This window comes from Streptomyces sp. NBC_00572 (assembly GCF_026341815.1).
Classification (GTDB): Bacteria; Actinomycetota; Actinomycetes; order Streptomycetales; family Streptomycetaceae; genus Streptomyces.
This window is the reverse complement of record NZ_JAPENX010000001.1, coordinates 1,464,487-1,480,363: the sequence shown is the minus strand read 5'-3', so window position 1 is coordinate 1,480,363 and position 15,877 is coordinate 1,464,487. Positions and strand designations below refer to the sequence as shown.

The window sequence follows — 15,877 nt, the reverse complement described above, 5'->3', positions numbered from 1 at the left end:
CTAGAACCCGTGCGGCAGCCACGGGGCCACGGGGGAGCCGAAGCCGACCGACGCCTCGACCAACGCGCCTTCCCGTAGCTCCCGCACCCGCCCGGCCGACGCCAGCGACATCAGGGAGACTCCGCCCAGATACGCCGCGCCCAGCTCCCGTACGGACAGTTCGAGGTCCGCCGGATCCGAGGTCCGGACACAGGTCGCGCCCTTGGCGTCACCCGTCAGCCGCCAACGCCCCTCGTTCCAGGGGCAGAAGGCGTCCTCGACCTCGAACACCACGTCCACCGGCGCCTGGTACGTCCGCGCCTCCAGGGCCGCGCTCACCTCCACCAGACGCACATGCAGCACGTCCCGCAACGTCGGGGCGCAGCGCCGCACATCGCTCACCAGGTGCTGCCAGGCGTCGTCCACCGGACGGCTGTGGATCCGCACCTCCCTGGTCAGGTCCACCGAACAGAGGAACCGCCACAGCGCCGCCTCCGCCACCGCGTCGAGCCCCATCAGCTGATGAACCGCGACCGACCCGTCGGCCCCTGTGGACGACCACTTCGGCTTGATCGCGTAGTGCGCGAACCCCACGACCTCCCCGGCCCGCTCCGCGAGCACGCAGAGCTTCGGCGAGGCGCCCTCCCGGTCACCCGGCGGATCGAGCAGCGGCTCGCGCTCCCAGTGCGGCAGCCGGGCGATCATGCCCGGACGTGACGGCACCAGCTTCGCGTACACCGCCTCGCACACGGCGGACGACTCCGTCAGATCCGCCAGGCGCAGGGTCACCCCGTCCGTGCCCTCCGGCACCGAGAGCCGCACCCGGGTCGTGTCGATCGTCGCCCGCGCCGCGAACGTGGCGACGCCGTAACCGAACCGACCGTAGATCTCCGGCTCCGACGCCGTCAGCACCGCGAGCGGCTCACCCGCCGCCCGCAGGTCGTCAAGCTGGCGCCGCATCATCGAGGTCAGGATCCCGCGCCGGCGGTGTGTCCCCGCCACGCTCACCATCGTCACCCCGCCCGCCGGCACCGACGCCCCGCCCGGCACCGTGAGCCGGAACGAGAACGCACCCGCCGTCCCCACGCACAGATCGCCGTCCCACGCACCCATGAAACGGTCGAACTCGGTCAGATCGCGCCACAGCGTCCGCTCCTCCGGGGCCTCCGCCACACCCCCGAACGCCAGCTCCAGGACCTCGTACCAGCGGTCCCACTCGGTCGGGTCGAGAACCCGCAGTTCAGTAGTCATATGCCATCGATATCAGCGGCGCCCGCCCGGGGCGACCCGATTTCACGCACATTGTCACCGGGGTACCCCTGCGCGATGTCGGACGGGATGGATAGGGTCCAGGCCAATGGGACACCGCGCAGGAGTGAACACGTACGCGGCCCGCATGCGCAGACGCGCCCGCCGGGCCCGCATCGCGCTGCGCAAGTCCGGCGTCGACTACTTCCGCGGGGACGGCTCCGACTGGCTCGCCTTCGCCGGACTCCTGCTGATGATTCCTGCCATCGCCGTCGGAACCCTCCTCGACCCGGTCTGGTGCGCACCCGCCGCACTGGTCCTGCCCATCGTGGCCGGCGGCCTGCTGCTGCGCCCCGCGAGCCTGCTCGGCCTGTACGCGGCCGCCGCGGGCGCCCTCATCGTCGAGTCCGTCGTCCTCGGCCCGTACACCCAGGGCCCCGCACGGGTGACCCCCGGCACCGTCCTGGTCGTCGCCGCCTGCGGCCTCTTCGGGCTGCTCATCGCCCAGTTCCGGGCCCGCGTCGGGGTGCCCTGGCGGCGCGGCGGCACCATGCTCTTCGACCTGCGCGAACGCATCCGCGTCCAGAGCGCCCTGCCCCGGCTCCCGCAGGGCTGGCACCGCGAGATGGCACTGCGCCCGGCCGGCGGCCAGTCCTTCTCCGGCGACTTCGTCGTCGCCGCCCGCACCCACGGCGGCCGCACCCTGGAGGTCGTCCTCACCGACGTCTCCGGCAAGGGCATGGACGCAGCCTCCCGCTCCCTGCTGCTCTCCGGCGCCTTCGGCGGCCTCCTCGGCTCGCTCCCGCCGGACGGCTTCCTGCCCGCCGCCAACGGCTATCTGCTGCGCCAGAACTGGGACGAGGGCTTCGCCACCTCCATCCACCTCGTCCTCGACCTGGAGTCCGGCGACTACGAACTCTTCTCCGCCGGCCACCTCCCCGCCCTCCAACTCCACGCGGGCAACGGACGCTGGGAGGAGAAGGCCGCCGACGGACCCCTGCTCGGCGTCTACGACGGCGCCGAGTTCCACCCGGTCAAGGGCTCGCTGCGCCCCGGCGACGTCCTCATGCTCTTCACCGACGGCCTCGTCGAGGCCGCCGACCGGGACATCGCCGAGGGCATCGACCGCCTCACCGGCGAGGCCGACCGCTGCGTCGCCGAGGGCTTCGACGGCGTCGCCTGGCACCTGATCGAGGCCGTCGCCAAGGACGTCAACGACGACCGGGCCCTGCTGCTCATCTCCCGCCGCGCCTGAACCCGCGCATCGGGCGTCGCCGGGACGATTCGTCACCAGGCAGCGGGGGCAGGGGGGTTGGTGGCACGATGGAGGCAGCGGGGGGTGTTCCGGGACACGGACTCCCTGGTGGGCAAGGCGGGACCGACCGAGGGTGTGATCAGTTGTGGCCATTTCACTGTCTGTGGTGTTGCTGTTGGCAATCATCCTGGTGGTGCTGATCCGTGGGGGGAGCCTCAAGGGCGGCCCGGCCGTGGTCGCGGTGCTCTTCGGCTTCTTCCTCGCCTCGACCGGCATGGCCGACGACATCCAGCGCTTCCTCGACTCGATAACGCAGACGGTCGCCTCCATAAAGTTCTGAGCGGGCGTGCCGCGCGTACGACGAAGGGCCCCTGCCGAGACCGGCGGGGGCCCTTCGCGCGAGACCGGTCGACTCAGAACAGCCGCGTCCCGGTCGGCACCGCACCCGGGACGGCCGTGGCGGCACCCGGAGTGCCGCCCTCGCCCACCGCACGCAGTGCCAGCCGGCCCAGCCGGTCACCGGTGACCAGGTCGATCCGCTCGTCCCCGGTCAGATCCCCGACCGCGACCAGCGACGGCACCTGCCGGGCGCTGAACCCGGAGGCGGCGACCGTCACCGGTGCGACCAGCGCGTGCGGGGCCTCCGTCCCGTAGTCGACACCGAAGAACTCCAGCGTGCCGGTGCGGGTGTCACGCGCCCAGAACGTCCCCAGAAGGGCGTTCGGGTTGGTGTCCGAGGCGGCGAGCTCCTTCGTGTCCCAGCCGCTCGCGGCGAGGACCGTCGGCTCCGTGACATGGATGCCCTGCCAGCTGGAGTACACGTTGAAGTAGAGCAACCGGCCGTCCTTCACGGCGACCAGACCGGGAGAGCCGTAGTCCTGGCGGCTGATCGCGAACCGGGTGACACCGGTCCAGTCGAACCCGGTGATCTCCACCGGCTCCCCGAAACCGCCCTCGCCGTTGCCCGGGTACGCGAACAGCTTCCCGTCCCGCAGCGCCACGAGGTCGTTGCGGACGTCGTTCGCCTGCTCCGGCCCGTACCGGTTGACCAGCCAACCGGCCCGTGCCACTCGCGTGTTCGCCCAGTCCCGGGTGTCGGCCACGGCCGGCGCCGCGAAACCGCCGCCCTCCCGGCCCGCGAGCAGTGTCAGCCGGCCCGCCGCGTCGACGCCGAGCAGATCGGGGCGGCCGTCACTGTCGTAGTCGCCGAACGGCTCGATGAACGGGCGGGTGACCCAGTAGTCGGCGCTCGCGGTGTCCGAGAGGTTGCCCGCCCGGTCGAAGGCCCGCACCCAGACGCTCGCCGGTCCGGTGCGCTCCGGGGTGACGAACGTCGTCGTGGCGGCGCCGTCCGCGCCGACCGGGATGCGGCGGTCGCCCTCGCAGGAGAACGTGCCCGTGTCGGCGAGCGGGTCGAGGCAGAAGTACGCGGCCTCCGTCCCCGCCGGCAGGCTGATGCGCACCGTCCGCACCGTGCCGGAAGAAGATCCGTTCGGGTACGACGCGGCGTCCAGGAACTCGACCGTGGGAGTGGCGGGCCGGGTCTGGTCCGTGCCGAAGCCGCAGGGCGCGGTCCACGCCGAGGCGCCGTCGGCACTCTCGATGCGCGCCTGCCACCAGTACGGCCCCTCGGCCGGGATCTGTGCCTTGGGGACCACCACCGTGGCCACCGATCCCGGCGACGTGGGAATGGCGCCGTCGAGGATCGGAGTCTCCTCGGCGCCCGCCTTCCACACCCGGAAGCGGGCGTCCACGAGGCCCCCGGTGGGGCTCTCGCCCGCTGCCCGCACGGACAGGCTGACGTCCGTGTTCCCCACCCACGGCAGCTCGCCGCCGGTCACGCAGCCGCCCGGCCACGCCGTGGGCTCGGTCGGCGTGTACGGGTACTCGGCGGCGTGCGCGGTTCCCCCGCCGAGCAGCCCGGCCGCACAGGCCAGCGCCAGCGCGGCCACCACGGCGGGTCTTCTCTTCTTCTCCATGTGTTCCCCTCCCCGGATCCGTTGATCAACGGCGGGAACGTAACCGCAGGCAGGGCGGACGCGCGAGGAAATTGCGGCGGAACAGAGGGGTCCGCGCCAGACATGGCCGGGAAACGACCACGGCCCGGTCCGCGAGAAGCGGACCGGGCCGTGGGCCTGTTGGAGCGGGTGACGGGAATCGAACCCGCGTAGCTAGTTTGGAAGACTAGTGCTCTACCATTGAGCTACACCCGCACAGCATCGCGCCGCAGGTCACGAGGACCGCGGCACGAAGAGCATGGTAGCGGTTCCGGGGCCGTTCGTGCACACCCTGAAATCAGGGGGCGCCGGACAGTCCCCGTCCATGTACCCTACGTGTCGCACCGACGGGGTGTGGCGCAGCTTGGTAGCGCGTCCGCTTTGGGAGCGGAAGGCCGTGGGTTCAAATCCCGCCACCCCGACCATGACGATCACGCGGTCACTCGCGCGCTCTTGATCACGTTGTGGGCGTCATCCCGCTAGCGGTTACTATGCAAGCTGCGTGCCCGTGTGTCTTTCTGACCGGGCCGACCCGCCGGAACCGCCACACAGCGGCTCCGGTGGATTCCAGGAATCAGCCACAAGGAGACCGAACCGTGAAGAGCGCCGTGGAGACCCTGAACCCGACCCGGGTTCGGCTCACTGTCGAGGTGCCCTTCGAGGAGCTCAAGGACAGCCTCGACGCGGCGTACAAGAAGATCAACCAGCAGGTCACGGTCAAGGGCTTCCGTAAGGGCAAGATCCCTGCTCGCGTGATCGACCAGCGGTTCGGCCGCGGCGCCGTGCTGGAAGAGGCCGTCAACGACGCGCTCCCGAAGTTCTACACCGCGGCCGTCAACGAGGCCGACGTGAACCCGCTCGGCCAGCCCGAGGTCGACATCACCGAGCTGAAGGACGGCGAGCTGCTGGCCTTCACCGCCGAGGTCGACATCCGCCCGACGCTCGAGATCCCGGACTACTCCGGCATCGAGGTCACCGTCGACGCGGTCGAGGTCACCGACGAGGACATCGAGAAGTCAGTGGAGCAGCTCCGCGAGCGCTTCGCCTCGACCTCCGCGGTCGAGCGTGCCGCCGAGGACGGCGACGTCGTCACCATCGACCTCGAGGCCAAGGTCGACGGCGAGGTCCTGCCCGACGGTGTCGCGAGCGACGTCTCGTACACCATCGGTTCGGGCGAGCTGCTCGACGGCATCGACGAGGCCCTCAAGGGCCTGGAGGCCGGTGGCGAGGCCACCTTCACCTCGCAGCTGAAGGGCGGCTCCGCCGAGGGCAAGGACGCGGAGGTCACCGTCAAGGTCACCACCGTCTCCGCCCGTGAGCTCCCCGAGCTCGACGACGAGTTCGCGCAGATGGCGTCGGAGTTCGACACCCTCGACGAGCTCAAGGCCGACAGCCGCAAGCGCCTCGAGAACATGAAGCAGTTCGACCAGGCCACCCAGGCCCAGGAGCGCGTCCTCGACGAGCTCCTCAAGCTGGTCGAGGTCCCGATGCCCGAGAAGCTTCTCGAGGACGAGATCAACACCCGCAAGCACAACCTGGAGCACCACCAGCTCGGCCAGATGGGCCTCGACCTCGCGAAGTACCTGGAGATCCAGGGCAAGACCGAGGAAGAGTTCCTGGCCGAGACCAAGGAGCAGGCCGAGAAGGGCATCAAGACGCAGTTCATCCTGGATGAGCTCGTCAACAAGGAGAAGCTCGACGTCTCCCGCGAGGAGCTCACCGAGCACCTGTTCCGCCGTGCCGCCTCCTCCGGCATGAGCCCCGACCAGTTCGCCCAGGCCGTGGCCGAGGGTGGCCAGGTTCCGATGCTCGTCGGCGAGGTCGCCCGCGGCAAGGCCCTCGCGGTCGTCGTCGAGGCCGCCAAGGTCCTCGACACCAACGGTGAGGTCGTCGACCTCTCCGACGACGAGGACGAGGTCGAGACCGCCGCCGAGGCCGTCGAGGCCGTCACCGGCGAGGCCGAGGTCTCCGAGGACAAGTAAGGGGCCCTCCGCCCCGCGCGGACCCCGCTCCACGGGCCCGTACGCACTCCAGTGCGTACGGGCCCGTGGACGTACGAGGACCCGGTTACGCGCCCCCAACTACCTTGCGCTCCCAGCGAACAGTTCGGGAACCGGGATGGCGTTGTCCTACCTGCGCGTTAGGGTCCATGAAGAGAGGGCAGTGCCCTCGGAACGAGACGCTGAGACGGCCCTGGCCGTCGGAGACGAGCAGGTGGATACGTGACGAATCTGAAGCCTTACGCCGCGGGTGAGCCGTCCATCGGTGGCGGCCTCGGCGACCATGTCTACAACCGGCTGCTCGGCGAGCGGATCATCTTCCTCGGCCAGCAGGTCGACGACGAGATCGCCAACAAGATCACCGCCCAGATGCTCCTCCTGGCCGCCGAGCCGGAGAAGGACATCTTCCTGTACATCAACAGCCCCGGTGGCTCGGTGACGGCGGGCATGGCGGTCTACGACACCATGCAGTTCATCCCGAACGACGTCGTCACCATCGGTATGGGCATGGCGGCCTCGATGGGTCAGTTCCTGCTCACCGCCGGCACCCCCGGCAAGCGCTTCGCGCTGCCGAACACCGACATCCTGATGCACCAGGGCTCCGCCGGCATCGGCGGCACCGCCTCCGACATCAAGATCCAGGCCGAGTACCTTCTCCGTACGAAGAAGCGCATGGCCGAAATCACCTCGCACCACTCCGGCCAGACCGTCGAGACGATCATCCGCGACGGCGACCGCGACCGCTGGTTCACCGCGGACGAGGCCAAGGACTACGGCCTCATCGACGACATCATCACCCACGCCGCGGGCGTTCCCGGCGGCGGCGGCACGGGCGCCTGAGCCCGGCAGACCGTTGAAGAGCCCCAGCCCCCGCCGAACGCCACCAGGACGGTGAACACCCAGATGCAGAACAACCTCTCCGCGAGCGGCCTCTACACCGGCGCGCCGATGGACAACCGCTACGTCGTGCCGCGCTTCGTCGAGCGCACCTCGCAGGGCATCCGCGAGTACGACCCGTACGCGAAGCTCTTCGAGGAGCGCGTGATCTTCCTCGGCGTGCAGATCGACGACGCCTCGGCCAACGACGTCATGGCGCAGCTGCTGTGCCTGGAGTCGATGGACCCGGACCGCGACATCTCCATCTACATCAACAGCCCCGGTGGCTCCTTCACCGCGCTGACGGCGATCTACGACACCATGCAGTTCGTGAAGCCGGACATCCAGACGGTCTGCATGGGCCAGGCGGCCTCCGCCGCGGCCGTGCTGCTCGCCGCCGGTACGCCCGGCAAGCGGATGGCCCTGCCGAACGCCCGCGTGCTGATCCACCAGCCGTCCGGCGGAACCGGCCGTGAGCAGCTCTCCGACCTGGAGATCGCGGCCCGCGAGATCCTGCGCATGCGCAGCCAGCTCGAGGAGATGCTGGCCAAGCACTCCTCGACGCCGATCGAGAAGATCCGCGACGACATCGAGCGTGACAAGATCCTCACGGCCGAGGACGCCCTGGCGTACGGCCTGGTCGACCAGATCGTGTCGACCCGCAAGAGCACGGCCTCTACGGAGCGCTGACGCCCGACCTTCCCGTGGCACGGTACGCATGGCCGAATCCCGACCATGTGAACCGTGCCAAGGGGGGCCCGAACGGGGGGCCCGGCAAGGTACCGTCGAATATGAGGCACCAGGAGCCGCTGAACCAAGCGCTCCCAGGCGAAGGGGAAGCACCTCGTGGCACGCATCGGTGATGGCGGCGACCTGCTCAAGTGCTCGTTCTGCGGAAAGAGCCAGAAGCAGGTGAAGAAGCTCATCGCAGGACCCGGTGTGTACATCTGCGACGAGTGCATCGACCTCTGCAACGAGATCATCGAGGAAGAACTCGCGGAGACGAGCGAGGTGCGCTGGGAGGAACTCCCCAAGCCCCGCGAGATCTACGAGTTCCTCGAGGGATACGTCGTAGGTCAGGAGCCCGCGAAGAAGGCCCTCTCGGTCGCGGTGTACAACCACTACAAGCGCGTCCAGGCCGGCGAGAACGGCGGCGGGGCGGGGCGTGACGACGCCATCGAGCTGGCGAAGTCCAACATTCTGCTGCTGGGCCCCACGGGCTCCGGCAAGACGCTCCTGGCCCAGACGCTGGCGCGCATGCTCAACGTTCCGTTCGCCATCGCCGACGCGACGGCGCTGACGGAGGCCGGCTATGTCGGCGAGGACGTCGAGAACATCCTGCTGAAGCTGATCCAGGCGGCCGACTACGACGTCAAGAAGGCCGAGACCGGGATCATCTACATCGACGAGATCGACAAGGTCGCCCGTAAGAGCGAAAACCCGTCGATCACCCGCGATGTCTCCGGCGAGGGCGTGCAGCAGGCCCTCCTGAAGATCCTGGAAGGCACCACCGCCTCCGTGCCGCCGCAGGGCGGCCGGAAGCACCCGCACCAGGAGTTCATCCAGATCGACACGACGAACGTGCTCTTCATCGTGGGCGGCGCCTTCGCCGGCCTGGAGAAGATCATCGAGTCGCGGGCGGGCGCCAAGGGCATCGGCTTCGGGGCGACCATCCGCTCCAAGCGCGAGATCGAGGCGAGCGACCAGTTCCAGGAGGTCATGCCGGAGGACCTGGTGAAGTTCGGGATGATCCCCGAGTTCATCGGCCGTCTCCCCGTCCTCACCTCCGTCCACAACCTGGACCGCGAGGCGCTCCTCCAGATCCTGGTCGAGCCGCGGAACGCACTGGTGAAGCAGTACCAGCGCCTCTTCGAACTCGACGGTGTGGAACTGGACTTCGACCGCCCGGCCCTGGAGGCCATCGCCGACCAGGCGATCCTGCGCGGCACCGGCGCGCGTGGCCTGCGGGCCATCATGGAGGAGGTCCTCCAGTCGGTGATGTACGAGGTCCCGTCCCGCAAGGACGTGGCCCGCGTCGTCATCACGGCGGACGTCGTCCGCAACAACGTCAACCCGACGCTGGTCCCGCGGATCGTGAAGAACGACGGCAGGCACGAGAAGTCGGCCTGAGCCGTACGGACATGGAAGGGGCGCCCCGCCGACCGGCGGGGCGCCCCTTCTCCGTGTGCGCGCCGTGGGTCAGAGCTTGACGCGGACTTCCTTGCGGAGCTTGGCGGTCGTGGCGGCGGCCTCCTCGGCGGAGCCGGCCTTGCCGGTGAGCAGGGAGGCCATGTCGATCGGGATGACAAGGCCCACCGTGCTGTGGTCGGCCCACACGCACATCGTCATGGTCATCGCGGGGATGCTCTTGGCGGCGTCGGCCTTGGTCTTGAGCTGCTGGCACTTCAGGATGGCGCCGTCGAGCTCGGACGGCTTGTACTCCTGCGGGCTGCCGACCAGTTCAGGCGCCTCGGAGTCGCTCTTCTCCTTCTCCGCCTCCGTCTTGGTGTAGGTGAAGATGGAGTCGACGACCTTCTCGGGGTCGTCGATCTCGCCGTAGAGGCCGGTGAAGGAGATCCTCTTGCCCCCGAGGGGGTTGGCCGGGTCCTTCACGTCGTAGGCGGCCTCGACCTCCTTGGCGTTCTTGACGCCGTTCTTCTCGGCCTCCTTCAGGGAGTCCTTGTCGGACGAGTTCTCCTGGCCAGGGGCCTTCTTGTATTCGGTGAGCACCGTCTCCGGGGTGATCAGCTTGTGCGGACCGTCGTCCGCGACCGAGGAGCTACCGCCGCCGAACAGGAAGTACGCGCCCACGCCGAGCGCCGCGACCACCGCGACCGCGCCGATGATGAGGCCCGTCTTGGGCTTCTTCGGGGCCGGCGGGTGCGGTACGTAGCCGCCGGGGCCCTGGGGGGCGCCGTACGGGGGCTGCTGGCCGTAGGGGCCGGGCTGCTGGCCCTGCTGCGGGTAGCCGTACGGCTGCTGCTGCGGCGGGACGCCCTGCGGGGCCTGCTGGGGGTACCCGTAACCAGGCTGGGGGGCCTGCGGCTGGCCGTACGGGCCCGGCTGCTGCGGCTGCTGGCCGTACGGGCCCGGCTGCTGGCCGTAGGGCCCGGGCTGCTGCGGCTGCTGGCCGTACGGGCCCGGCTGGTTGTAGCTCATCGACAGGTTCCCCTCACAGGATGTTTATGCCTACCGAACATCCTGGCGGAACCGCCGACGAGGAAGTGCGGCGGGGGCCACACCGTTACCGAACCAAAGCGTTTCAGGACAGAGCGAGGACACCCCTAAACTGGCCCCGTGACCGAGAACACTCAGCAGCAGACAGCGCCCACCACCGAACTGCCGACGACCTACGCGCCGGCCGAGGTAGAGGGGCCGCTGTACGAGCGCTGGGTAGAGCGCGGCTACTTCGAGGCGGACGCGAAGAGCGAGAAGCCCGCGTACACCATCGTCATCCCGCCGCCGAACGTCACCGGCTCGCTCCACCTGGGCCACGCCTTCGAGCACACGCTGATCGACGCCCTCACCCGCCGCAAGCGCATGCAGGGCTTCGAGACGCTGTGGCAGCCCGGCATGGACCACGCCGGCATCGCCACCCAGAACGTCGTCGAGCGCGAGCTCGCCAAGGAGGGCAAGTCCCGCCACGACCTGGGCCGCGAGGCCTTCGTCGAGCGCGTCTGGGAGTGGAAGGCCGAGTCCGGCGGGCAGATCGCCGGCCAGATGCGGCGCCTCGGTGAGGGCCTCGCGTGGAGCCGGGACCGCTTCACCATGGACGAGGGTCTCTCCCGCGCCGTCCAGACCGTCTTCAAGAAGATGTTCGACGACGGTCTGATCTACCGCGCCGAGCGCATCATCAACTGGTGCCCGCGCTGTCTGACGGCCATCTCCGACATCGAGGTCGACTACCAGGACGACGACGGCGAGCTCGTCTCCATGAAGTACGGCGAGGGTGAGGACACCATCGTCGTCGCCACCACGCGTGCGGAGACGATGCTCGGTGACACCGCCGTCGCCGTCCACCCCGACGACGAGCGCTACGCCCACCTGATCGGCAAGCGGATCAAGCTGCCGCTGACGGACCGGACCATCCCGGTCGTCGCCGACACGCACGTCGACCCGGAGTTCGGCACCGGTGCCGTCAAGGTGACCCCGGCGCACGACCCGAACGACTTCGCCATCGGCCAGCGCCACGACCTGGAGTCCATCGAGGTCCTCGACGAGCGCGGTGTGATCACCGTCCACGGTCCCTTCCAGGGCCTGGACCGCTTCGAGGCGCGCTCCGCGATCGTCGCCGCCCTGCGGGCCGACGGCCGGATCGTCGCCGAGAAGCGCCCGTACGTCCACTCCGTCGGCCACTGCTCGCGCTGCAAGACGACGCTGGAGCCGCGTCTGTCGCTGCAGTGGTGGGTCAAGGTCGAGACCCTCGCCAAGGCCGCGGGTGACGCGGTCCGCGACGGCCGGGTCGACATCCACCCGGCCGACATGTCGCAGCGGTACTTCGACTGGGTCGACAACCTCAACGACTGGTGCATCTCGCGCCAGCTGTGGTGGGGCCACCGCATCCCCGTCTGGCACGGTCCCGACGGCGAGCTGGTCTGCGTCGGTCCGGACGACGAGCCGCCGACGGGTGAGGGCTGGACGCAGGACACCGACGTCCTCGACACGTGGTTCTCGTCCGGCCTGTGGCCGTTCTCCACGCTCGGCTGGCCCGAGAAGACCCCGGACCTGGAGAAGTTCTATCCGAACTCCGTCCTGGTCACCGGCTACGACCTGATGTTCTTCTGGGTCGCCCGGATGATGATGTTCGGTCTGTACGCGATGGACGGCCAGCCGCCGTTCCGCACGATCGCGTTCCACGGCATGGTCCGCGACGAGTTCGGCAAGAAGATGTCGAAGTCGTTCGGGAACACCGTCAACCCGCTGGACTGGATGGACAAGTACGGCTCCGACGCCCTGCGCTTCACTCTGGCCAAGGGCGCCAACCCGGGCGTCGACGTCCCGATCGGCGAGGACTGGGTCCAGGCGTCCCGGAACTTCGCCAACAAGATCTGGAACGCGACCCGTTTCGCGATGATGAACGGCGCCACGATCGAGGGCCCGCTGCCGGACGCCTCCGAGATGTCGGCGACCGACCGCTGGATCCTGTCCCGGCTCAACGAGACGGTCGCGCAGGTCGACGCGTACTACGAGGACTTCCAGTTCGCGAAGCTCGCCGACACCCTCTACCACTTCGCGTGGGACGAGGTCTTCGCCTGGTACGTCGAGCTGTCGAAGACCACGTTCTTCGCGGGCGGCGAGGGCGCCAAGGTCTCCGGCCGGGTCCTCGGCGAGGTCCTCGACGTCATGCTGCGTCTGCTGCACCCGATCGTCCCGTTCGTCACCGACACCCTGTGGACCACCCTCACCGGCGGTGAGTCCCTGGTGATCGCCGACTGGCCGAAGGACAGTGGCTTCCGCGACAAGGCCGCCGAGCAGGAGATCGAGCTCGTCCAGCGGGTCGTCACCGAGGTCCGCCGCTTCCGCAAGGAGCAGGGCCTCCAGGACGCCCAGAAGGTGCCGGCCCGCCTCACCGTCGACGGCACCCCGCTCGTCGCCCACGAGGCCGCCATCCGCCAGATCCTGCGCCTCCAGCCGGAGGGCGAGGGCTTCTCCGCCACCGCCTCCCTGCCGGTCGCCGGAGCCACGGTCGCGCTCGACCTGTCGGGCACGATCGACGTGGCCGCGGAACGCAAGCGCCTCGCGAAGGACCTCGCGGCCGCGGAGAAGGAGAAGGCCCAGGCGAACGGGAAGCTCGGCAACGAGGCGTTCCTGGCCAAGGCCCCGGACAACGTGGTCGACAAGATCCGCGGTCGCCTCGCCAAGGCGGACGAGGACATCGCCCGCATCGAGGCCCAGCTGGCGAACCTGCCGCAGGCCTAGACGGCATGACGAGGGGGCCCGGAACCGTGACACGGTTCCGGGCCCCCTCGCGTACCCCTCCCCGTACGCCTCAGGACTCCGTGGCGACCGGGCCCACGCCCGCCGTCCCGGCCGTCCCTCCGGGTCTTCGCCCAGCCCGTCCGGCCGCGGGGATGCTTCGTGCACGGTCCCGAGTCACACCGGAAAAGGGACGAAGTGCCCGATGTCACATCAGACGGGACTTCAGGTCCACGACGTCGGGACGAAAGACCTTGGATGATGGAGGGCATGCTCCGCCTCCCCACCGTCCCCGCGCTGCGCCGTTGCGTGGACCGGTGGGCGGTCTCGCCCCGCGCCCTCGACGTCGTCGCCGCGCTCAGCGCCTTCGGCCTCATGGTGCTGGACGTGCCGGGGCTCGCCCGCGCCGACAACTCCCTGACCGGGGTCACCGCGACCCTGGTCCTCGCGGCCGGGGCCGCCACCCTGGTGCTCCGGCGCCGGCTGCCCTGGGTGCCGTACGTGGTGGCGCTCGGTCTGATGGGCTGGCTGCACGAACTGACCATGATCCAGTTCGCGCTGTACTCGATCGGCCGGTACCGGGGGCGCCGCGCCGCCGTCGTCGCCACCCTGCTGTACGTCGGTGTCGCCTACGCCCTCTTCCAGACGCCCGGCTGGCCGGCCAGACACGGCGACACCCTGAGCGACTTCCTGAGCCTCGTCGTCCCGATCGGTGTCCTCGCGGCGGGCGTCGGCATCGCCGCGTACCGGCAGGACCTCGTCCGCGCCCTGGAGGTCCAGCGGCGCGAGGCCGTCGCCCGGGAGGCCGTCCAGGAGGAGCGGATCTCCGTCGGCCGGGACGTCCACGACCTGGTCGGCCGCGAGCTGACCGTCCTCGCCGTGCGGGCCGAGGTCCTCGCCGTACGGGCCAGGGGAGAGGCCCACCAGAAGGACTTCGAGGAGCTCGCAGACACCGCCCGGCGCGCCCACCTCATGCTCAACGAGACGATCGTGCGCCGCGCGGACCGGGACGCGGCCACCCCGGGCCTCGAAGGGCTCGCCGCGCTCGCCGGGGAGAGCGAGCGGATGGGCGGCGCCGTCGAGCTGACGGTCGCCGAGGAGGCGAAGGCGCTGTCGCCGCTGCGGCAGGCGGCCGTCCACCGGGTCGTCCAGGAGTGCCTGACGAACGCCGCCAAGCACGCGCCCGGGCTGCCCGTGACGGTCGTGATCACGCTGGAGGGCCCCGACCTGCGCATCGAGGTACGCAACCCGCTGCCGAAGACCCCGCCGGACCCGGCCCCCGTCTCGACCGGCACCGGCCTGCTCTCGATGGAGGAGCGGGTCACCAGCATGGGCGGCACGCTGAGGGCCCGCCGGGAGGACGACGGCTACACGGTGACGGCGCTGCTGCCGACGGGCCTGCCGCGCTGAGCGGTGCACGCGTGTCCGCCGCCGCAGTGTCGGCAGGCCGTCTCCGCCCCTCCGCCGATCGGTCAACGAACCGTCTCCGCCCCTCCGTCGGCGGTCAACGCACCGTCTCCGCCTTCCCCATCACCCTCTGCAGCCCGTCGAAGTCCTCCACGCATCGCCCCGACCCCAGCGCCACACAGTCCAGCGGCCGGTCCGCGACGAAGACCGGGATGCCGGTCGCCGAGGCCATCCGCAGGTCGAGGCCCGGCAGCAGCGCCCCGCCGCCGGTCAGCACGATGCCGTGCTCCATGACGTCGCCGGACAGCTCCGGCGGGCACTCCTCCAGCGTCACCCGTACCGCCGAGATGATCGCCTCCACCGGCTCGTCGAGCGCCGTCCGTACCTCCGGCACCGTCAGTTCCACCGTCCGGGGCAGCCCGCTGACCTTCTCCCGGCCGCGCACGGTGAAGGTCCGCGCCTCCCGCTCCTCCTCGCCCGGCACCGGCCAGGCCGTGCCGATCGCGACCTTCACGTCCTCGGCGGTCCGCTCGCCGATGAGCAGCGAGTGCTCCTTGCGGACGTAGTCGGTGACGGCCGCGTCGAGGCGGTCGCCGCCGACCCGCAGCGACTGGGCCGTGACGATCCCGCCGAGCGAGATCACGGCCACCTCGGTCGTGCCGCCGCCGATGTCGACCACCATCGAGCCGCGCGGATCGGAGACCGGCAGCCCGGCGCCGATCGCCGCCGCCATCGGCTCCTCGATCAGATGGACCGCCCGCGCGCCCGCCGAGAGGGAGGCGTGCACGATCGCCCGCCGCTCGACCTGGGTGACCCCGCTCGGCACGCAGACCACCATCCGGGTGCGGGGCCGGCGGCGGCCCGGGACGGCCTTGCGCACGAAGTGCCGGATCATCTCCTCGGCCGCCTCGTAGTCGCTGATCACGCCGTCCCGCAGCGGGCGGATCGCGGTGATCGAACCCGGCGTGCGTCCGATGGTCTCCTTCGCCTCCGTGCCGACCGCGAGAGCGTGCCGCGAGCCCTCCTGCACCGCCACCACGGACGGTTCGTTGAGCACGATGCCCTGGCCGCGTGCGTAGAGGAGCGTGTTGGCCGTGCCGAGGTCGATCCCTATGTCCATGATCGCCAAGTTTGCCGGGCCGGTACGGCGGACGGTGGACCGAAAGTCCCGAAAGGGCCGGGTCCATGGTCCTGTCGGT

Annotated in this window: 12 protein-coding genes and 2 tRNA genes; 9 read left to right on the top strand and 5 right to left on the bottom strand. The window is 70.1% G+C overall.

Going from position 1 to position 15,877, the window contains the following annotated elements; genetic code table 11:
• Window positions 1–1,230, bottom strand: coding sequence for a GNAT family N-acetyltransferase (locus tag OG514_RS06800; RefSeq protein ID WP_266891896.1), 1,230 nt, complete (start codon window positions 1,228–1,230; stop codon window positions 1–3).
• Window positions 1,231–1,336: 106 nt separating this feature from the next.
• Here OG514_RS06800 and OG514_RS06795 point away from each other — a divergent pair, with 106 nt between their 5' ends.
• Both OG514_RS06795 and OG514_RS06790 read left to right on the top strand, forming a co-directional pair.
• Window positions 1,337–2,482 carry a PP2C family protein-serine/threonine phosphatase gene (locus OG514_RS06795; RefSeq protein WP_266891895.1) on the top strand — a complete coding sequence of 382 codons (1,146 nt, stop codon included), beginning with the start codon at window positions 1,337–1,339 and terminating at the stop codon, window positions 2,480–2,482.
• Between the two features lie 145 nt (window positions 2,483–2,627).
• Window positions 2,628–2,822, top strand: coding sequence for a hypothetical protein (locus OG514_RS06790; RefSeq protein WP_266891893.1), 195 nt, complete (start codon window positions 2,628–2,630; stop codon window positions 2,820–2,822).
• Window positions 2,823–2,895: 73 nt separating this feature from the next.
• Here the strand turns inward: OG514_RS06790 and OG514_RS06785 are convergent, their stop codons facing one another.
• Both OG514_RS06785 and OG514_RS06780 read right to left on the bottom strand, forming a co-directional pair.
• Entirely contained in the window at window positions 2,896–4,461 is a 1,566-nt protein-coding gene (locus OG514_RS06785) for a hypothetical protein (RefSeq protein ID WP_266891891.1), read from the bottom strand.
• Between the two features lie 160 nt (window positions 4,462–4,621).
• A tRNA-Gly gene (locus OG514_RS06780) sits at window positions 4,622–4,695 on the bottom strand.
• A gap of 132 nt (window positions 4,696–4,827) precedes the next feature.
• Here OG514_RS06780 and OG514_RS06775 point away from each other — a divergent pair.
• From OG514_RS06775 to clpX, 5 genes are all read left to right on the top strand, one after another.
• Window positions 4,828–4,904, top strand: a tRNA-Pro gene (locus OG514_RS06775).
• Window positions 4,905–5,075: 171 nt separating this feature from the next.
• Entirely contained in the window at window positions 5,076–6,461 is a 1,386-nt protein-coding gene (tig, locus tag OG514_RS06770; RefSeq protein WP_266891889.1) for a trigger factor, read from the top strand.
• A gap of 240 nt (window positions 6,462–6,701) precedes the next feature.
• Window positions 6,702–7,319, top strand: a complete 618-nt coding sequence (locus OG514_RS06765; protein WP_266891887.1) for an ATP-dependent Clp protease proteolytic subunit — start codon at window positions 6,702–6,704, stop codon at window positions 7,317–7,319.
• 63 nt (window positions 7,320–7,382) lie between these two features.
• Entirely contained in the window at window positions 7,383–8,045 is a 663-nt protein-coding gene (locus OG514_RS06760; protein ID WP_266891885.1) for an ATP-dependent Clp protease proteolytic subunit, read from the top strand.
• A 156-nt stretch (window positions 8,046–8,201) separates the two neighbouring features.
• The gene (gene clpX / locus OG514_RS06755; protein ID WP_024755522.1) at window positions 8,202–9,485 is read left to right on the top strand and encodes an ATP-dependent Clp protease ATP-binding subunit ClpX; all 1,284 of its coding nucleotides are present in this window, start codon (window positions 8,202–8,204) and stop codon (window positions 9,483–9,485) included.
• Between the two features lie 69 nt (window positions 9,486–9,554).
• Here the strand turns inward: clpX and OG514_RS06750 are convergent, their stop codons facing one another.
• Window positions 9,555–10,514: a hypothetical protein gene (locus OG514_RS06750; RefSeq protein ID WP_266891879.1), complete on the bottom strand. Its 960-nt coding sequence runs from the start codon at window positions 10,512–10,514 to the stop codon at window positions 9,555–9,557.
• Window positions 10,515–10,652: 138 nt separating this feature from the next.
• Here OG514_RS06750 and OG514_RS06745 point away from each other — a divergent pair, with 138 nt between their 5' ends.
• Both OG514_RS06745 and OG514_RS06740 read left to right on the top strand, forming a co-directional pair.
• Window positions 10,653–13,274 (top strand): valine--tRNA ligase, encoded by a 2,622-nt coding sequence (locus OG514_RS06745; protein WP_266891877.1) that lies wholly within the window; start codon window positions 10,653–10,655, stop codon window positions 13,272–13,274.
• A 267-nt stretch (window positions 13,275–13,541) separates the two neighbouring features.
• Window positions 13,542–14,681 (top strand): sensor histidine kinase, encoded by a 1,140-nt coding sequence (locus OG514_RS06740; protein WP_266891876.1) that lies wholly within the window; start codon window positions 13,542–13,544, stop codon window positions 14,679–14,681.
• 94 nt (window positions 14,682–14,775) lie between these two features.
• On the opposite strand, the gene OG514_RS06735 is transcribed toward OG514_RS06740, so the two are convergent.
• Window positions 14,776–15,798, bottom strand: coding sequence for a rod shape-determining protein (locus OG514_RS06735; RefSeq protein WP_266891874.1), 1,023 nt, complete (start codon window positions 15,796–15,798; stop codon window positions 14,776–14,778).
• Between the last annotated feature and the right edge of the window lie 79 nt (window positions 15,799–15,877).